The organism is Tildeniella sp. (assembly GCF_059505325.1).
Genome location: NZ_JCACKI010000023.1, coordinates 1 through 18,473, shown reverse-complemented (window position 1 = coordinate 18,473; position 18,473 = coordinate 1). Strand labels below are relative to the sequence as shown.

Here is an 18,473-nt window from a genome sequence, read left to right as displayed (position 1 = left end):
AGTTAGTTACTTCAACACCACATTGGGGTCTTGCCCCAGGCGCAACAGTTGATCAGCCGTATTGTGGATGCCAAACTCGCCGCCCAGATGTGCCCCCAGAGTGCCCTGAAGAAACATGATGCCGAGAATGAAAACGCCTGCCAGTACGTAGCTCCACTGCACCTGTCTGGCATTATCCTGCCGCCAAACAAAGCGCTGAAAGCCTCGCCAAACCGCCATACCGACGATAAGCGCCAGCAGCAGTACGCCTCCAACGCCATGCCACAGCATCGTCTCCATTGCCCGCAAGCCCCAGGCACTTTTGACATCGGCAGAGGGCACTGCCAGCATGACTTCGTAAAAGCCTGCCGCGACGGTAAAAAACGTGACAATAGCTGCCGCAACGACGTTGTACCAACCTACATCAAAGAAGTTCGATCGCACCGCATTGATCGACAAAAACTTGAGAATCGACTTTTCTAACGGAAACAGCACACCTGCAATGTCAAAGGCGATCGCAATAATAAATAAACCCAGCGTGATATGCACTAAATTCGGGTGAATCGGAATGGTGTAAGGCAAGCCATTGGCACCCAGTTGATCGCTCAGTTGATTAATCAGTTCTGGATTCATCGCAGTGCTCCATCTCTGATAGCTTCTACCACAGGCACACTGTGTAGCCCATAGACCCAGACCAATTTGTCACCCAGATACACCTGGAAGACGACCAGCGCCGTCAGCAGCACACCTGCACCCAGAAACGCCGTGGGTAATTTTTGCGGATCGCGGGAGCGAATAATGAAGCGCCATGCCGTCACGGCAGCCAGAATTGCTGACAGTGACCAGCCTAACAGCGTATGAATGTTCATCGTCGATCGCGCCGCTGCGTACGGTTCTGCCAAGCCCGCTTCGACCTGCCCAAACAGCACGGCAATAAAAATAGAGAGTGTGGCAAAAAATAAATTCCACCAGCCCACTTCAAACAGGCGAGTGTTGCGGGTTACAGCGCCCAGCACGTCGCAGAAGACGGCGAACAGCACCATCGCAATGACGAAGTGAACGACGATCGGGTGGAGAGTGTCTGGATACGGCAGATTATGCTCATTCAGGGGCGGAAGATACTCAAACATACAGGTCTCCTTGGCGATCGAGGGCTAAATCACCAATTGTGATGGTCACAGTTCAACGTCTAAGCCAATGCTTACAAAGTCTCTCACAGACCTCTTGCACTTAATAGATATGGTAATCACATTCCACTCTCTAATGCAGAAGACGCAAAGAAGATCGTCAAAAAACAGCCCCGAAGCACTTGTGAGCTGGACTTAACCATTGAGATGTTTTGCAAGCAACACAAATTCTTTTTAGCTTCAGGATACGCTTACTGAAAGATTGCAGAACTTAGGAGAAAACAATGGGATTAGCTCCCGAAAGTTTGGTGAAAAGAGCAAGGCGGCGTGTGCGATCGTACACCGTTTTACCTCTGACCTACCGCCTGAAGCACGGAGAGTTGGGTAAGTACCTTGCCTACTCGTGCTATATACCTGGATGGGTGCAGGAAAACGAATCGGTAGCGCTTGCTCAAGCTGCCTACAACCTGCCACCAGACCCCGTGATTGTGGAGGTTGGCTCCTTTGTCGGTAAGTCTGCCGTTTTACTAGCAGGTGCGCGGAAATTGCAAGGTAGCGGACAGGTGCATTGTATCGACCCTTTTGATGCGTCGGGCGATGAGTTTTCGGTTCCGTTTTACATGCGTGTGGCAAAGCGTCGTAAGGTACCTCTTGATCAATGGTTTTCAGAGAATATGGCACGCGCTGGGCTGACCGCTTGGGTAAAAGCGCACAAAGCGACCGGGCAAGAAATGGGCAGAAACTGGTCTACGCCGATCGATCTGCTTTACCTGGATGGCGATCAGTCTCCAGCGGGTGCCCGTGAGACCTATGAATTGTTTGCTCCCCATTTGAAGCCAGGTGGCACGATCGTGCTACACAATACAGCAGAACGGGAGTATGACCCGGGGCACGATGGCTGCTACCGAATCTCCAAAGAGTCTATCCGGCATCCCGACTATACGGACATTTATCAGGTCGAGATGATGACGTTTGCCCGTAAAGTTTAGAGGATACCTTAAAAGTCCAGTGGGTTTGGCGACTGAAGTCGCAGCTACCAAAACAAAACCTGCCGATGCAGGTGGCAAAATCCGTGTTCCTCCTCAGTCCGTGTAGACGGGCTTGGTGCTTATAGTCGCGGTTTTAATCGCTGCGGTACGCTTTAAATAGGCTCTCAAAAGCCAGCCACAGCGATCGACCTTTCTCTGACGATTGATCGCTGTCAGCTACACGCACTGATGCTATAGCTTGATAGTCTTCTAATCAACAGCAACCACTGATCGCTGGTACGTGTTCGCTTTGGCAAGACAACCTGCCAGCGATCGCAGCATGTCAGCGGTAGTAGTGAAATCGACACAGGCATCTGTAATGCTTTGACCGTACACCAGGTCGCTTAAATCCTTGGGAAGTTTCTGATTCCCTGCCACCAGATGACTTTCAATCATCACCCCCATCAGATGGTGAGAGCCTGCTGTTACCTGGTCAGCAAGGTTTTGCAGCGCGATCGGCTGGTGTGTGTAGTCCTTACCTGCATTGTCGTGGCTACAATCGACCATCACTCGTGGATTTAACCCGTGCTCCGCTAATTCAGCAGCGGCTTTTTCAACGTGAATCGGGGCGTAGTTAGGACCGTGTTTGCCACCCCGCAGCACCAGATGCGTATCGGGTGTACCCGTGGTCGTGACGATGCTGGCTAAACCGTGAAAATTGATGCCCAAAAAGCGATGAGGTTGGCTAGCAGCCAGCATCGCGTTCACAGCAATACGAAACCCACCATCGGTACCGTTTTTGAAGCCCACAGGCATGGATAGCCCCGATGCCATTTCTCGGTGCGTTTGGCTTTCGGTCGTCCGGGCACCGATCGCGGTCCAGGAAATCACATCAGCGATGTATTGCGGAATAATTGGATCGAGCAGTTCGGTGGCAGCAGGAAGTCCCAAATGCGCAAGGTCTAACAACAGCCTGCGTGCCCGACGCAATCCTGTGTTGATATCAAAGCTTCCATCTAAGTGAGGATCGTTGATCAGCCCTTTCCAGCCGATCGTCGTGCGAGGTTTCTCAAAGTAGACCCGCATCACAATTTCGAGCTGATCCGCTAACTCTTCACGCAAAGCTGCCAGCCGTTCACCATAGGCGTAAGCTGCATCAACGTCGTGAATCGAGCAGGGTCCAACGATCACCAGCAATCGTCTGTCTTCGCTCCGCAGAATATTACGGATGCGATCGCGGGTTTCGGTCACTAAAACCGATGCTTTCTCAGTAATGGGCAATTCGCTGTGAATAAACGCTGGACTCAGCAGCGGACGCGTTTCAATAACGTGGAGATCGGAAGTCTTAGGCATGTGGGTGTCAAGAGTTCAGTGGAGAACCTTAGCAGTTGGTTATCAAGAATGATTGGCAGAAAGTATTAGTATCAGAAAATTCAAGGTGCTTACAGAAAATTCAAGGTGCTTACAGATGTTCCAAACTACTGACGGGTTGAATAGTGGCAGCAAACCCAAACCGCTTTGATAGTGCTAACACTACATAGCCCATTTTACAAAAGATCGTGCCTATCGACTGATCCAGAGTTGAGCAGTCAGCTTGGAGTACCGCGTACTCAAACCGTGTGCATTGGTCAAGTATGTGCCAATACTTGGCAAGTGGTCGTGTGGAGGCGATCACTGGTTGCCAATCTTCCTCTACACCCACTCCCTACTCCCTACTCCCTACTCCCCACCCCCGCAGAATGCAGTCGTCTAGGTCTTGACTCAATTATCGGCAAACTGGCTCAGCCTTAACTTTCGCCTCACATTCATTTGCAGCCAGCAACGTGCTCAGTTGATTGATGACATGGTTGCTTTCCTCCAGTGCTCGCGGTGCCTCTTGCCCAAACGCCCTATGAGCAGTTTCAAACTCAGCGATCAAAGCGGCTCGATCGCCTTGCGCCAGCAGTTTGGCTAGACGATCGGACGTTTCGACTAGCCGCTGAATTGCCTCACAGCGCTCATCGGATGCCAACAAAATATCGATATAAAGTGCGGCGCTTTGTGCCAACAGGCGACTCACCGTATTGATTTCAATGCGGTAGAGCGGACTGGCAAATTCCAGGCTGCGCTCAATATCAATGCCCTCTTCTGCCAGAAAAGCCCCTAGCGTCAAGTTGGCAAAGAAGCGAATCGCCTGCACTGCCACCATCATGCGATCGTGCTCTTCGGGTGTACTGCTAATAAGCTTGCCACCATCCGCTTCCATTAAATCCAGCAACCACTGACTCGCCGAGGGGTTACGTCCTGGGCAAATCACTACTTTCTGTCCTAAAAAGGAGCTGGCACCCGGACCAAACATGGGATGAAGACCCAAAACGGGACCCGTGTGGCATTCCATCATCGTTTGCACAACAGTAACCTTCGTACTGGCAATATCCGCCAGCGTCGTCGTTGGAGCAAGGTAAGGGGCAACCTTCCGAATCACTGCTACTGTCGCCTTGAGCGGTACACAAAGGAGCACCAAATCGGCATTACCGAGCAGACCATCGGCATCATCCCAACCGTCATACTCCAGCACGCTCACGTGATGACCAGCGGCAGACAGACGATCGACAAAAAAGCGCCCCATCAAGCCGCATCCACCAACGACAGTGATGCGACGCGGCTCAATGACCGGATGAAGTGATGATGCCTTGGCTAAGGCTGCCATGCAGCTAGTGACGATGCTGCTCCAGATATGGTCTGGAACACCAGCCTGTGCTAGTTGTGGCTGGTAACTGACTAGTTGCTTCTGCCTTGGAGTTGTCTCTAGCGTTGCTAGCAGTGAGAGTCGATCGCCCAGCAGTTTAATTAACGTTTGATCCAGTTGTTGAAGCTTTTCAGGGGTGTTCATCGTCACTACCAAGTGGGGAGAATCGTTGTATGCACTCACAGCAGCCTGGTTCGTTCAGAGATTGCCTCGTGCTGCCTGTTCACGCTCCAGCGCCACAAAGAGCGATTTGAAATTACCCGCGCCAAAACCGCGTGAACCGTGTCGTTCAATAATTTCAAAAAACAGCGTCGGTCGATCGCCCACTGGTTTTGTAAACAGTTGCAAGAGATAACCATCGTCATCGCGATCGACCAAAATCCCTAGCTCCGCCAGTTGTTTCACTGGAATCTCCAGCTCACTTACCCAGTCTTCCAGGTTGTCATAATAGGTCTTGGGAATAGGCAGAAATTCAACGCCAGCCTGCTTTAACTGAATCACCGTTTGGACAATATCATCGGTTGTCAGCCCAAGATGCTGAATGCCCGGTCCATAATGAAAATCTAAATATTCCTGAATTTGAGATTTACGTCGTCCTGGTGCTGGCTCATTGATATTGATAATTGTTTTGCTACCGTTTTCCAGCACTTTTGACATTAGAGCTGAATATTCGGTTGAAATCGCGTGATCATCAAAATGCATCCGCACATCAAAGCCCATCGCTTTCACAAAATAGTTCACCCAACGATCCATTGCGCCGTATTCAACATTGCCAACAATGTGATCAACACGTGTTAACCCAACTCCATTGGTGGGCGTTGATGATCGAGCGACAAAACCCGGTGCAAAATTATCAAGATAGTCGCTGCGATCGATAAATTTAACTAAGACATCCCCAAACGCACGAATGGCAGCATAGCGTAAGACACCATATTCGTCTTCGTGGTCAGTGGGCGGAATGGCTCCGATCGCGCCACGAGCCACTGCTTGCTTGTAGGCACTAGTTACATCTGAGACTTGTAAAGCAATGACAGCAACGGTATCTCCGTGCTTCAAAACGCTCTGCGCGATCGCGTACTCTGCACTCAACGCTGAGCTTAAGACAAAGCGAATATCTCCCTGTTCCAGGAGATAAGATGTCACTTTACGATCGCCTGTCTCCAACCCTCGATAAGCAGTGGTTGTAAAGCCAAAACACTTAGAGTAAACAAGCGCTGCTTGCTTAGCATTGCCAACATAAAACTCCAGATGATCAAGCCCTTTAATTGGATAATTATCGTTCATAGTAGTTCTTTCTGCGATGATAGAAAAAGCCTTTAAGTCAACCAAGCCTCAGGACTCATTTCGAGTTTTATCGACTTGATTGCATCACTCTATTTGCTCCCTCAAGGAAGCGCCTAGTGTAACTACTCAGTCTTCATCAAAAAGTAAGGCTTTGTGAAGATTGACTAAAACCCATGTTTGACAGCAGTTTGGGCTTATTTGCAAAGAGACATAAAGTTTGGTGTCCTCAATTTGGGACAGTTTCGACCGAGAATTTACAGAAAGTTTAAATCCAATCACCTCAGTATTATTACTGACAAGTCAGCAGAAGCTGTATGGTGTCTGCGATCGCCGCTGCGCTTCGTTTTACTTCCTGATCACACAACCAGCAACTTGTATTGTCCTGATGAACTTTCTGAAGAACAGTGGCTGCTGCAAATAAAGTCATGTTAGCTTCCATGAATTGTGATTGATCCCCCCAATATCATCTACCCAGCTACGCTTGGAAAGCTGTTGCTGTGATAGCTGTCTATTTCTTACTAAGCTTTAAACGCTGATGTCAGCTATTAGCTAAGGGTGCTTTTTGCCGCGATCGAGCATTGATGTGAACGCTTAAGGTCTAACAATGTTGCCGATTGCCAGAGCTTCATACATCGCTTATCAATTTTAGGGAATTTTAATAGTTTGAATGACAATGCTCCACTGATTCAGGGCTAAGTCTAAAACTTGCAATTGTTGGAAATTAAGCACAATTCTTCATTCGTGTGAGCACGTTTGAACAGCTTGCTGTGTACATTTAGGAGTCTTATTATGGTTGCCACTAACGAAAGATCGGTTTCTTTAACTGAAAATTTAGTAATCAAGCCTGAACCAACCTCAGTACCGATAGATTTACTAACGGTAAGCGCGCCAACGCAACCATCAATTCTTATTCAAGACGACGATCGCCAAACTGTTCCTCAGCAAAAAATTGTTTTAGAAAAAACGGATGACCGCGACCACTCGGTGGTACAGTTGCCCAGCGATTTTCTCAAAACGCCTACAACAACCTATCAACCCAAATATTGTGCGCTCACTTTACCTGATCAATTGATTAAGGCTTTGCAAGCGCAGGCGCAACACGATGATATTGATGAGCGATCGTTCTTACTGGCAGCATTCAATGCCCTACTGTACCGCTACACACAGCAGGAAACGATTGATCTGGAATTAACACTTCCCATTAAGAAAACTAACGGCACTGACACAGTAGAAATTTGCTCGCAGCTCCATAGTGAATTAAGTGTTCATGCACTCATTGGGCAAATCTCGACGACACTCAATGACGTTCAATATTCACTCAACACGCCGTCACTTCAAGCTCAACCTGATGCACCATTCAACGCCCGTAGATCATTACCAATTGCGGTTACGTTCGTTGAAGATTTTTTCCGCATCGAAGGTAAAGAACAGCTAGTGTCAGAGTTTCAGCCGCAAACGTCTGTAGCGTCTGATTACCCTGATTTACATTTGATTATTCTTCAGCAAGAAAACAGCGTTTCAGGACTGTTGCAGTACAACGCCAGCCTCTTTCAAGCAGAGACAATCCAGCGGTTAGCTGGGCACCTTCAACTGTTGCTGCAAGGCATGGTGGACGATCGGGATAGCTCGATCGCGCAACTGCCGCTGTTGACGCAAGCAGAAAGGCAACAATTAGCGGGATGGCAAAGTACCACCGTTTCGCATCCTCAAACGCCAATTCATCAATATATTGAGGCTCACGCCATTCAACAACCGGAGGCGATCGCGCTAAGGTTCAAAAACCAGCAGTTGACGTATGCAGAACTCAATCAGCGTGCCAACCAACTGGCTCATTACCTCACTCAAATTGGCGTTGGTGCCGAGGTGCGAGTGGCGGTTTGTGTGGAACCGTCATTAGACGTTGCGGTGAGTTTACTTGGCGTTTTCAAAGCAGGTGGTGTGTATGTGCCGCTTGATGCAACCTATCCGACTGAGCGGTTAGCTGCCATTCTAGAAGAAACTCAGCCCAAAGTGCTGCTGACTCAAGCGCATCTCTTACCGCAATTACCAGCACTGGCAGAACACAGCCTTTGTCTTGATCGAGATTGGGCAACATTGCATCCGTTTCCAACTCATAACCCCGCCAGCGAAATCAACCTCAACCAAACATCTCATTTGATTTATACCTCTGGTACAACAGGTCAGCCGAAAGGCGTTGCTACCAGTTATGGCAATTTGGTGCAATACATTTTGGTGGCACAAGAACGCTTCGGCTTTGATCAGCATGACGTGATGCCTGCGATCGCTCGCTTTACCTTCAGCATCACTATGTTTGAACTGTTATCACCATTGGTTGCAGGTGGCACACTCGTCTTGCTGGAACGAGAACATATTTTGGATTTCAAGCGTCTGACGCAAACGCTGGCGCAGCTAACCGTTATCCATACATCGCCGAGTTTGTTGCAAAAACTTCTGGCTTATATTCAAGACAATCATTTAGACCTCAAGCTGTTCCAACACCTCAAGCACGTTTCTACAGGAGGCGATATGGTGCCTGCCGCTTTGCTAGACACGATGAAAAGGGTGTTTCAGCAGGCAGAAATTTATGTGATTTACGGCTGTAGTGAAGTCAGTTGTATGGGCTGCACCTATCCCGTTACTAGAGATCAGCAGGTCACTAAAAGTCGGGTTGGCAAGCCGTTTCCAAATGTTGTTGTGCGTCTGTACGATGCCCATCAAAAGCAGGTACCGATCGGTATTCCCGGTGAGATTTATATTGGTGGGGCAGGCGTAACAAAGGGGTATTTACAGCGAGAAGCTTTAACCCAGGAGAAGTTTGTCACGATCGAAGGGCAACGGTTTTACCGCACGGGTGATTTGGGTCGGCTTGATGCTGATGGCAACCTGGAAATGCTGGGTCGCACTGATTTTCAGGTTAAACTGCGCGGCATTCGTATTGAGTTAGGCGAGATTGAAGCCACGCTGCGCCAGGTGCCAGGTGTGCGCGAAGGCATTGTCACGGCACGCGAACTGTGGAACGGAGAAAGAGGTCTTGTTGCTTATGTGGTGCTGGATCACGATCAGCCATTGGTTGAAGAAATTCGCCGCTTCCTGCAAACAAAACTACCGGATTACATGATTCCGGCTGCCTTTGTGGTGCTAGAGGCAATGCCTGTCAACATCAATCAAAAGGTCGATCGGTGTGCGTTACCAGCACCAGATTTTGTCGGGACTGGATTGGATAATGCTTCTTATATCGCACCCAGAAACCCTCTAGAGACCCTGCTGAGTGACATTTGGGCAAAAACGCTTGGCTTGGAACAGATCGGCATTCAGGATGACTTTTTTGCGCTGGGCGGACACTCACTGCTAGCCGCTCAGATGATTGCTCGGTTGCAGTCCGCCGCAAGCCTGGAGCTTTCGATTAGCCGCTTGTTTGAATTTCCAACGATCGCGGCTTTGGCAGAGCACCTTGCGCCAGACGGACAGATCGATAGTACTGCCTGCGCCGTCGTAGATCCAATCGTCCCTACATCACGGGAAACCGATCTACCCCTCTCTAGCTCCCAAGAGCAGCTATGGTTTCTGAGCCAATTGGAAGGCGGAGGCGTTGCTTACAATATTCCTTCTGCCTTCAAGCTAGTAGGGGCACTACATCTAACTGCACTGGAACAGGCTCTTACGGAAATCCTACAGCGTCACGAATCCCTGCGGACAACCTTCCCGATCGTGAATGCGGCTCCCGTCCAGCGAATTTTGCCACCACAGCCCTTTCCTTTACCAGTGGTAGACTTACAAACCCTGCCAGAGTCAGAACAGATGGTAGCGGTTGACCGCCTGATTCGTGAGGATGCACAATGCCCCTTCCGGTTGGCAGACGATGTACCACTACGGGGTAAGTTGCTGCGCTTGAGCGAAACAGCTTATATCTTGTTGCTGACGATGCATCATATTGCCTCTGATGGTTGGTCACTCGCGGTTTTTCGGAGAGAACTTGCCGCACTCTACACGTCCTTTTCACAGGGACTGGCATCCCCTCTGGAAGCACTGCCCATTCAGTATGCTGACTTTGCAGATTGGCAACGGCAATGGCTACAGGGAGATTCTCTGAGTCAGCAAGTAGTCTACTGGCAGCAGCAGCTAGCGGGGGCTCCGACGCTCTTGGAGTTACCCACCGATCGCTCTCGCCCACCCATGCAATCCTTCCGAGGTGGCACAGAATCGTTTGTTCTGGATGCAAAACTGACTCACCAGCTCAAAACGCTCAGCCAGCGTAGTGGAGCAACTCTGTTCATGACTCTGCTGTCAGCCTTTGCAGTTCTACTGTCGCGCTACAGCGGACAGCATGACATGGTAATCGGGACTCCAATCGCAAATCGCAAGCGGAGTGAAATTGAGCCGTTGATTGGTTTCTTTATTAACTTGCTGTCTCTGCGCGTTAATTTGACAGGCAACCCAGGTTTCCTGGAGCTACTCAAGCGCGTGCGTCAGGTCTCTCTGGATGCCTATGCTCATCAGGACGTGCCTTTTGAGCAGGTTGTAGAGGTCTTGCAGCCAGAACGGAATCTGAGCTACAGCCCCCTGTTTCAAGTGCTGTTGATCTTGCAGAACACCCCAGCAGAGCCATTAGACTTACCGGATTTAACACTGACTCCGCTCAAAGTCGATAGCGGTGTTTCTAAGTACGATCTCACTCTGATGCTGGAAGAGACTGAAGCAGGCTTAGTGGCGGAGTTTGAGTACAACGGTGATTTGTTTGATGCGACGACGATCGACCGCATGATTGGTCACTTCAAAGTGTTGCTACAGGCGATCGTGACCCATCCAGAACAGCCCATTGCTGCCCTACCACTGCTGACCGAACCAGAGCGCGATCAACTCTTGACAACATGGAATCATACGCCTTTAGCGTATCCTCAAGCGCAGTGCATTCATCAGTTGTTTGAGGCACAGGTGGAACAAACTCCTGAGGCGATCGCTGTCGTCTTCGAGCAGCAGTCTCTGACGTACCGAGAACTGAACTGTCGGGCAAATCAGCTAGCTCACTATCTGCAAGCGCTAGGCGTGGGACCGGATGCGCTAGTTGGTATCTGTGTCGAACGCTCCCTTGAGATGGTTGTGGGCTTACTCGGTATTCTCAAAGCGGGTGGCTCGTACGTGCCGCTTGATCCTGCTTATCCCAAAGATCGTCTGACCTTCATGCTCGAGGATTCACAGTTGCCCTTACTCCTCACGCAACAAACGCTCTGTGATCAGTTCTCGGAGCAACCTGTACAGGTCATTTGCCTCGATACCGATTGGGAGGCGATCGCGCCACATGGCACTGATAATCCAAACAGCACCGTCGCTCCTGAACATCTGGCTTACACAATTTATACATCAGGCTCCACTGGTAAACCGAAAGGGGTACAAATTCCCCATAGCGCAGCCGTTAACTTCCTAAACTCAATGCGCCAGCAGCCAGGGCTGACAGAACACGACATCCTGCTGGCAGTGACGACCATTTCGTTCGATATTGCTGTTTTAGAGCTGTACTTGCCACTGATGGTGGGCGCTCGTATCGTCCTGGTCAAGCGTGAGGATGCTGCTGATGCCGCTCAGTTGACCAAGCTGTTGGCATCCTCAAACGCAACGTTCATGCAAGCGACTCCAGCAACCTGGCAGATGCTGATTGCTCACGGTTGGCTGGGCGATCGACGACTCAAAATGCTCTGTGGCGGAGAGGCAATGCCCCGTGAAATGGCTAATCAACTATTGGCACGCGGCGGCTCGCTTTGGAATATGTATGGTCCCACAGAAACGACCGTCTGGTCATCGGTTTCTCAGGTCGAACCCGGCAGTGGTTCGGTGCCAGTGGGAGGACCGATTGCTAATACCCAAATCTATGTGCTAGAAGCCCCAACTGATACTCAACAAGGTTCAATGAGACCCGTTCCCATTGGCATACCAGGGGAGGTGCATATCGGTGGCGATGGTTTGGCTCGTGGCTACCTCAATCGCCCCGAACTGACTCAAGAGCGGTTTGTTGCTGATCCGTTTAGCGCCAAACCTGGAGCACGCCTTTACAAAACTGGCGACCTGGCACGCTATCGACCCGATGGTACCCTCGAATTTCTGGGGCGGCTTGATCATCAAGTCAAACTGCGCGGCTTCCGCATTGAATTGGGAGAAATAGAAGCGATCCTCAACCACCACTCTGCGGTCAAACAGGCTGTGGTCGTGGTGCGAGAAGATACCCCAGGCGATCAACGTCTGGTTGCCTATTTAACAACTCAGAGCAAGGTTGTGCCTACAGCACTAGAACTACGCCACTTCCTCAAGGAACAACTGCCAGGGTATATGGTGCCTGCCACCTTTAGTACTCTAGAGGCACTACCGCTGACACCGAATGGTAAGGTCGATCGCCGTGCTTTACCAGTTCCAGCCATGTCCACTGAGGAACAGGATTGCCGCACCTGTGTTGCTCCTAGAGATGAGGTTGAACGTCAGTTGATTGAAGTTTGGCAGGACGTGTTGAACATCAAACCGATCAGCATTAAAGATAACTTCTTTGATCTCGGTGGGCACTCCCTGTCAGCCGTTCGCGTCTGTGCTCAGGTTGAGAAAGTGTTTGGCAAAAGCCTTCCCATCACAACGCTGCTGCAATCTCCTACTGTTGAAGAGATTGCCACCATTCTTCGCAAGACCGAAACAGAGGAAACAGAGGAAAGCGTCGGTGATTTGGTACCTCTACGAGCTGGGGGCAGCAAACCACCTCTGTTTTGCATCTACGGTATTTTGCTCTATCGGGATTTGGTGGATCAGCTCGACGTGGATCAACCTGTCTATGGTGTTTACTTGCAGGAAGAAGTAGATCTCCTGAAACCAGACAACATTGACGAGCGAGCTGCCATCTTTTCCAGTGTTCCTGCGATCGCCGCCCGTTATCTGCAAGTTATTCGCACACTTCAGCCGCATGGTCCTTACTATCTAGCAGGAGAGTGTTTTGGCGGTATCGTTGCTTTTGAGATGGCTCACCAGTTGACGGCATTAGGAGAAGAGGTTGCCTTGGTCGGCTTGTTAGATGCTTGGGCTCCTAATAGTCAGATAGCACTCTCACTGCTCCAACGGCTCACCCTACACGGTCAATTGTTACTTAGACTCGGACTCCCTTATGCTTTGGAGTTACTGCAACAAAATCTGGAGGAGTTAAAGCTTCAGGTTAAGGCTCGCCTCTACAAACTCCGTGAGCAGCTACCGTTCGCAGGAAAGGTACCAGAGATGTTGTCTGAATCAATGCAACGATCCATCAGCGGTGAAATGCGCCAGCAAGCGATACAGTCGTATGTTCCTAAGCCGTATGCAGGTCGAATGGTATTGTTTCGAGCTACAGAGCGAGATGTGTTTGAAAAAGACGATCGCGATATGGGCTGGACCTCTCTCGCCGCTGGAGGCTTGCAGCTTTTCGACGTACCCGGCGATCACCTTGGTATTCTCAAAGCTCCTAATGTCCAAGTGTTGGCAAATCAACTACGGTCGTTTTTGGGCTAATGACGCGCCGATGGTTAATTGATGCATCACTAGCCCAAAGATGAGCGAGAGCAACAAGTGATACTTAAACAGGCTCTTTTTTGTGAGTTAAAGAGCAAACGTGTTGTGTCGGATCTTCTGCTTAAGTTTGAGCGATCGAAAACTACTCCAGCGACTTGCCTGTCTTGCTGAGCAATTTACCAAACTTCTGAATCGGACCTTTGAGACCCCGGTGAGCTTCTGAAGCTGCTTCAGTAGTTTGTTCGCCGATTTTGGTCAGCGCTTCAGCAATGTCAGATGCACTTGCATTTTTGCGCTTGAGGGTTTGCTTCAGTTCCTTCAACCCGTTGGAAATTTCTTTCAAACTCTCGTTGTCGGATTTGTGCAACAGACTGTACCAATGATCGATCGCGCCAATGGCAGTATCAGTATCAACCTTAGTCAAATCACCTTCTAGCGTTTCGCTTAAGGACTCAATTTGCTCGGCTGCTTCCTTGTCTTCTGCCTTACCGAGTGCTTGCCCTGCTTTAGATAACTGCTTGCCCAACTTCTGGAGAGGCGTTTTCACGCCTTTATCAGCATCAGAGGCAAGGTCGCTGGTTTGATCGCCAATGTGGGAAAGCACTTCGCCGAGATCGTGACCAGTCGCTTTGCCGCCCTTTAAAAGTTGCTTGAGTTCTTTCAAGCCATTGGCAAGTTCCTTAATCTCTGGCTCTTTTGACTTTTGCAATGTACTGTGCCATTCGTCGATCGCGCCTAGAGCAGCATCGGTATCGATCGCGGTCAAATCGCCGTCTAGTGTTTCCAGTAAAGAGTCCAATGCTTGAGTATCAGTGCTGGCATCCTTATCAGCGGCAACCGCTTTAGACGCAGCATCGCTTTGCTTGTGTTTTTGCTCATCTTCTTGAGAAGCAGTTTGCTTACTTTTAGAGTCTTGCTTACTAGCCATAATGTTGATTGGGTGACAAACAAACGATGTACACGCGTCAGTCTATAAAGCGCATGGCACAGTTTCCTCACACTAAAGACCAATGTCTGCGCTTAGTGCAGTGTGCTGAGATGATTCGATCGAAAGAGGTCTCATTCTGTTTTTCAACCTATGTGTTGCTGATGAATTTGCAACGACAGCGTTGGTGTGTTAGGTCGATGCTCACCACAGCCGTCCCAAATCAGTTGTGAGCGGGACTGAATCATTGAGCGGTCAGCCAGCCTTTCTCTAATTGCTGACCGCTGACTGCTAAGAGCTGATAGCCATATTGCTTCTCACAATTCGTTGAGGATTGCTACAGGCAAGACTTGTGAATAGTTGCGCTAACACATATGGTTTGTCGATAGCGTCTGTCGCACTGTTGATGCGTGGTTCCTTTGCAGCTCTTACAGTATCAGTATTGAAATGCAAAGCGCTTAGAGCCATGTCGCAAGAACCACGCTTGGATGAACAAGTTATTTCACAGGCGGCTCTAGCAGGCTTGTCTACTCAGCTAGAGTCAGCAGAAGATATCCAGGTTGACGTGCGCACAGATGTTTTGAAAGCCACTCAGGGCAAGGCAGATTCGGTATCGGTGAGCGGTCAAGGTGTGGTTGTACAGGATGTGCGAGTGCAGGCAGTGACGGTACAGACCGATCGCCTTTCGTTCAATCCATTGAGCATTTTGCTGGGGCAGTTAAAGCTAGACCAGCCACTAGAGGCAACGGCTCAGGTTTTCTTAACTGAAGCAGATTTAAATCGGGCAATGCAGGCAGAGGCAGTCACCAGCAGGCTGCATGCGTTAGAACTGAACGTTGAAGGAGAGTCCGTCACTGTGGAGCTTGTGCATCCCTTAGCAGTAAAGCTACCTGCTGACGGCAAAATTGCGCTTGACGGTACTGCCCTGCTGCGCGGACGGGAAGCCGTTCGACAGGTTCGGTTTGCAGTGGTAATTATTCCTCGTACGGATGAACAGCCTGTGCGACTGGAATCGTTTGTTTGTGACCCAGGAGACGCGATCTCGATCGAGTTTGCGATCGCTATTCTGCAAAAGTTTAAAGCATTATTGGAGCTACCGTATGTAGCGATCGAAGGTATGGCAATTCAAGTGAAGCGTTTGAGGATTGAATCGGGCAAACTGATGATTGAAACGGAAGCGCATGTTCCCCAAATTCCTTCGCTGTAACAGTGCCATCTTTCAATACAAACGAACTGATTGCAGAGAAAGGTGCAAATGGAAGACACCACGCTTTATTTATGTCTTTCTGAGATCGCTTTGAACGTTCTTATTGGCTCATTTTCTCAGCGTTGACGAGGCATTGCGGCGGCGTAGAATTTCAACCAGGGTTAAAAAGGCAGTGGGTATCGGTGCAACGGCAACGATCGTGGTTCCCGATACAGGATGTTCTAACTGCAATCGCCATGCATGAAGCGCCTGCCCCGCCAGTTTGACCCCAACGGCTCGTCCTGCACCATAGACCGGATCGCCGACGATCGGATGTCCCATCCTGGCACTATGAACCCGAATTTGATGGGTACGTCCGGTTTCTAAGGCAAACTGCATCAGCGTATAGTTTCCCATGCGCTCTTTGACTTGCCAATGGGTTACAGCACGGCGACCCCCTTTTTCTTCGGGGATAATTGCCATCTTTTTGCGATCGAGCAAATGACGACCGATCGGCAGGTCGATCGTGCCACTCTCAGCAGCAGGCGCACCGTAAATCACCGCTAGATAATCGCGTCGCGCTGTTTTTGCTTTCAGTTGTGCCTGTAAGTGCTGGTGTGCCTGATCGGTTTTGGCAACGGCGATCGCGCCACTGGTATTTTTATCGAGCCGATGCACAATACCTGGACGCTGGACACCGCCAATGCCCGCCAAGCGATCGCAGTGTGCCAGCAGCGCATTGACCAGTGTGCCCCCTTCATGACCTGGAGCCGGATGCACGACTAATCCCACTGGTTTGTTGAGAATCAGCAAATGTTCGTCTTCGTAAAGAATATCGAGCGGAATATCTTCTGCCTGAAGGTCAAGCGGCTGGGCATCGGGAACGGTGAGGTGAACGCGATCGCCCGTCTGCACCATCGCTTTTTTGGACGTACACACCGCTCCATTCACCTCTACCTGCCCTTGTTCAATCAGCTTCTGGGCACGCGATCGCGAGACTTCAGGCAGTGCTTCAGAAAGGTAGCGATCGAGGCGTTGATGTGCCTTCTCTTCGGGCGAATCGCCCAAGGCTTTAATCTGTAGTGCAATGTGTGAGGACAATTTCTAACCCTTGCTCAAGAAACTCAACGATGTCGTCTGCGCGTTCAAGCAGTACAACTATCCAACCCGTTTGAAAACTGGTGATAACGGTTGTTACTTAACCCTAATGTATCCTACAGCAAACCCAAAACTGTCCATGTTAGACTTCGATCGACATGACGTACCTAAGCCAGGTGATTGTGATGACAGCGAAACATCCCGAAACGTCTGCTCCCAGTCCGCAGCTTTACGATCGCGATTTCTATCTCTGGCTTCAGGAAACCGCCCGATTATTGCGAGACGGCGAGTTTCAAAAGCTTGACATCGAAAATCTGGTGGAAGAAATTGAGAGCATGGGTAGGAGTGAAAAACGGTCAGTTAAAAGCAATCTTGAGATTGTTTTAATACACTTGCTGAAGTACAAATATCAGCCAGAGCGACGCTCCAACAGTTGGCGGTTAACGCTCTTTGAGCATCGCGATCGCCTGGAAGCAGAGTTTCTCGACAGCCCAAGCTTGCGCCCTTACTTTGCGACTGGGTTTGAGGACTGCTACCGAAGCGCTCGGAAAAAAGCGTCCATTGAAACTGGCTTACCGATCGCAACCTTTCCCCCAGACTCGCCTTTTACACCCGAACAGGCGCTCAATGAGGATTATTTGCCAGAATAGGGTTCAGCTTGTGCGATCGCTACAGGGCGGTAGTCAGAAAGAATCTCGTGGAGGTTGACGACTGAGCCGATGACCGCGATCGCGGGTGCCTCAAACTTTGCCATTTCAACCTGTTGGACAATGGTTTCTAGAGTGCCGATGAGTTCTTCCTGTTCGGGTCTTGTGCCCCAACGTACCAGCGCGACGGGTGTATTGGGAGCCAATCCTGCAAACTGAAGTTGTTCTGTGATGTAGGGCAAATTGTGGATGCCCATGTAAACGACGATCGTTTCTGAACCATGCGCGATCGCCTGCCAGTTAACGGCTGGACGATACTTCCCCGCACCCTCATGCCCTGTGACAAAGGTTACTGATGAACTGTAGGCACGGTGCGTCAGCGGAATGCCCGCATAGGCAGTCGCCGCAATACCTGACGTAATTCCTGGCACCACTTCAACTGCAATGCCCGCCTTCACCAGATCTTCCATCTCCTCGCCACCGCGACCAAAGATGAAGGGATCGCCACCCTTTAGCCGCACGACGATCGCGGCTGCTTGCGCCTTCTCCATCAGCAGTTGCGTAATATCCGTCTGTAAGAGCGAGTGCGCTCCCCGACGTTTGCCAGCATTGATTTGCTCTGCTTGTGGATTAATCATTGCCAGCACAGGCGGACTCACCAATGCATCGTAAACCACGACATCCGCGCATTCCAGCAAGGTCTTGCCCTTCAGCGTCATCAAACCTGGGTCACCGGGACCCGCGCCGACTAAGTAGACTTTGCCTGAGTGGTGCATGGGAAAGAAGGAGAGGAGTGAGGAGTGAGGGGAAGTAGGGATGGGGCAAGGGGAAGCGGAGGAGGCAGGGGAAGCAAAGAAGGGAAGCGGAAGATGGGGAACCGAGGCGGCAAGAGAAAAGGCTTAAGTTGTGTTCTTCTTGAGTCAAACCGAAGGAGCTTTGATTTTTGCATTGCTCCCTCTGCCTCCCCTGCTCCCTCTGCCTCCCCTGCTCCCTCTGCCTCCCCTGCTCCCTCTGCCTCCCCT

The 18,473-nt window shown here is 50.2% G+C and carries 13 protein-coding genes and 1 pseudogene; 5 read left to right on the top strand and 9 right to left on the bottom strand.

Translation table 11 applies throughout. The annotated features are described in order from the left end of the window. Nucleotides 1-6: 6 nt before the first annotated feature. The gene (locus tag AC5JO6_RS09625; protein WP_496080846.1) at nucleotides 7-612 is read right to left on the bottom strand and encodes a DUF2231 domain-containing protein; all 606 of its coding nucleotides are present in this window, start codon (nucleotides 610-612) and stop codon (nucleotides 7-9) included. Further along, nucleotides 609-1,109 (bottom strand): DUF2231 domain-containing protein, encoded by a 501-nt coding sequence (locus tag AC5JO6_RS09620; protein WP_496080845.1) that lies wholly within the window; start codon nucleotides 1,107-1,109, stop codon nucleotides 609-611. Before AC5JO6_RS09620 ends, AC5JO6_RS09625 begins: the two co-directional genes overlap by 4 nt. Nucleotides 1,110-1,390: 281 nt before the next feature. Between AC5JO6_RS09620 and AC5JO6_RS09615 the strand changes: the two genes are divergently transcribed. Then, nucleotides 1,391-2,095 carry a class I SAM-dependent methyltransferase gene (locus AC5JO6_RS09615; RefSeq protein WP_496080844.1) on the top strand — a complete coding sequence of 235 codons (705 nt, stop codon included), beginning with the start codon at nucleotides 1,391-1,393 and terminating at the stop codon, nucleotides 2,093-2,095. A gap of 249 nt (nucleotides 2,096-2,344) precedes the next feature. On the opposite strand, the gene AC5JO6_RS09610 is transcribed toward AC5JO6_RS09615, so the two are convergent. Continuing rightward, entirely contained in the window at nucleotides 2,345-3,427 is a 1,083-nt protein-coding gene (locus tag AC5JO6_RS09610; RefSeq protein WP_496080843.1) for a 3-deoxy-7-phosphoheptulonate synthase, read from the bottom strand. A 241-nt stretch (nucleotides 3,428-3,668) separates the two neighbouring features. On the opposite strand from AC5JO6_RS09610, the gene AC5JO6_RS09605 reads away from it, so the two are divergent. Then, nucleotides 3,669-3,827 carry a hypothetical protein gene (locus AC5JO6_RS09605; RefSeq protein WP_496080842.1) on the top strand — a complete coding sequence of 53 codons (159 nt, stop codon included), beginning with the start codon at nucleotides 3,669-3,671 and terminating at the stop codon, nucleotides 3,825-3,827. 12 nt (nucleotides 3,828-3,839) lie between these two features. Here AC5JO6_RS09605 and tyrA read toward each other — a convergent pair whose 3' ends face one another. Together tyrA and hppD are read right to left on the bottom strand one after the other, a co-directional pair. Further along, complete coding sequence (tyrA, locus tag AC5JO6_RS09600) at nucleotides 3,840-4,946, bottom strand: bifunctional chorismate mutase/prephenate dehydrogenase (protein ID WP_496080841.1); 1,107 nt, start codon at nucleotides 4,944-4,946, stop codon at nucleotides 3,840-3,842. A 54-nt stretch (nucleotides 4,947-5,000) separates the two neighbouring features. Then, nucleotides 5,001-6,086: a 4-hydroxyphenylpyruvate dioxygenase gene (hppD, locus tag AC5JO6_RS09595; protein WP_496080840.1), complete on the bottom strand. Its 1,086-nt coding sequence runs from the start codon at nucleotides 6,084-6,086 to the stop codon at nucleotides 5,001-5,003. Nucleotides 6,087-6,875: 789 nt separating this feature from the next. Here hppD and AC5JO6_RS09590 point away from each other — a divergent pair. Beyond that, nucleotides 6,876-13,595, top strand: a complete 6,720-nt coding sequence (locus AC5JO6_RS09590) for an amino acid adenylation domain-containing protein (protein WP_496080839.1) — start codon at nucleotides 6,876-6,878, stop codon at nucleotides 13,593-13,595. Between the two features lie 142 nt (nucleotides 13,596-13,737). Here the strand turns inward: AC5JO6_RS09590 and AC5JO6_RS09585 are convergent, their stop codons facing one another. Next, nucleotides 13,738-14,523 carry a hypothetical protein gene (locus AC5JO6_RS09585; RefSeq protein ID WP_496080838.1) on the bottom strand — a complete coding sequence of 262 codons (786 nt, stop codon included), beginning with the start codon at nucleotides 14,521-14,523 and terminating at the stop codon, nucleotides 13,738-13,740. Nucleotides 14,524-14,986: 463 nt separating this feature from the next. On the opposite strand from AC5JO6_RS09585, the gene AC5JO6_RS09580 reads away from it, so the two are divergent. Continuing rightward, nucleotides 14,987-15,727, top strand: coding sequence for an LmeA family phospholipid-binding protein (locus AC5JO6_RS09580; protein WP_496080837.1), 741 nt, complete (start codon nucleotides 14,987-14,989; stop codon nucleotides 15,725-15,727). Between the two features lie 108 nt (nucleotides 15,728-15,835). Here AC5JO6_RS09580 and AC5JO6_RS09575 read toward each other — a convergent pair whose 3' ends face one another. Further along, nucleotides 15,836-16,774 carry an RluA family pseudouridine synthase gene (locus AC5JO6_RS09575; protein WP_496080900.1) on the bottom strand — a complete coding sequence of 313 codons (939 nt, stop codon included), beginning with the start codon at nucleotides 16,772-16,774 and terminating at the stop codon, nucleotides 15,836-15,838. Nucleotides 16,775-16,962: 188 nt separating this feature from the next. Between AC5JO6_RS09575 and AC5JO6_RS09570 the strand changes: the two genes are divergently transcribed. Continuing rightward, nucleotides 16,963-17,454 (top strand): DUF29 domain-containing protein, encoded by a 492-nt coding sequence (locus tag AC5JO6_RS09570; protein WP_496080836.1) that lies wholly within the window; start codon nucleotides 16,963-16,965, stop codon nucleotides 17,452-17,454. Here AC5JO6_RS09570 and cobA read toward each other — a convergent pair. Both cobA and AC5JO6_RS09560 read right to left on the bottom strand, forming a co-directional pair. Further along, nucleotides 17,439-18,227 carry a uroporphyrinogen-III C-methyltransferase gene (gene cobA / locus AC5JO6_RS09565; protein ID WP_496080835.1) on the bottom strand — a complete coding sequence of 263 codons (789 nt, stop codon included), beginning with the start codon at nucleotides 18,225-18,227 and terminating at the stop codon, nucleotides 17,439-17,441. The genes AC5JO6_RS09570 and cobA overlap by 16 nt on opposite strands. Beyond that, a pseudogene (locus AC5JO6_RS09560) lies at nucleotides 18,200-18,473 on the bottom strand (hypothetical protein); the annotation flags it as partial. The pseudogene AC5JO6_RS09560 and the gene cobA, both read right to left, overlap by 28 nt.